The 545-nt window shown below is 45.3% G+C and carries 1 protein-coding gene; it reads left to right on the top strand.

All coding sequences use genetic code 11. The annotated features are described in order from the left end of the window. Nucleotides 1–89 precede the first annotated feature (89 nt). A partial coding sequence (locus tag FGT79_RS30670; RefSeq protein WP_138756596.1) for a hypothetical protein occupies nt 90–545 on the top strand: 456 nt, incomplete at its 3' end.

Here is a 545-nt window from a genome sequence, read left to right as displayed (position 1 = left end):
TTGCTGCATACCAACGTTCGGATCAGGATTATTATGGGCGAATAAATGGTTGCCCAGCGCCCTCCGCTATTGAGCTATATCAATGGCAAATGGAAAAGAAAATTAATGATGCAAAGTGGAAAGTCATAGCAGGAATTGGAAGCTTCGTTCAAGGTGGAATGGATGCAATTATAGGTACAGTAGACGGCGTGAAGGATATCGCTAAGAATATAAGGGAAGGGAATATAGAGGAGCTGCCATCGTTTCTTACGAATAATCCTGAAAAGGCGCGGAAAGAGGCGCAGGCATTAATCGATGAATTCAACCAAAGCGTGATTAACGGGGATACGGATTCGCGGTTGAATTATGCAGGAGGTATAATTATTCCATCGCTTTTATCTGCGGGAATAGGTAAAGGCCTGCAGCTAGTACTGAAACGGGCACCCAAGGTCCCTAAGCCGCCTAAGAGTGAGCCTATACCTTCCAAAGTTGATGACATAAAACCCCATGTAGACGAGCACTTAAAGCCTAATCAGGATAAGCCGTTGGATACTGAGGGGACGGGT

It is taken from the genome of Paenibacillus sinopodophylli (genome assembly GCF_005930355.1).
GTDB lineage: Bacteria > Bacillota > Bacilli > Paenibacillales > Paenibacillaceae > Pristimantibacillus > Pristimantibacillus sinopodophylli.
This window is presented reverse-complemented; position numbering and strand designations above follow the sequence as displayed.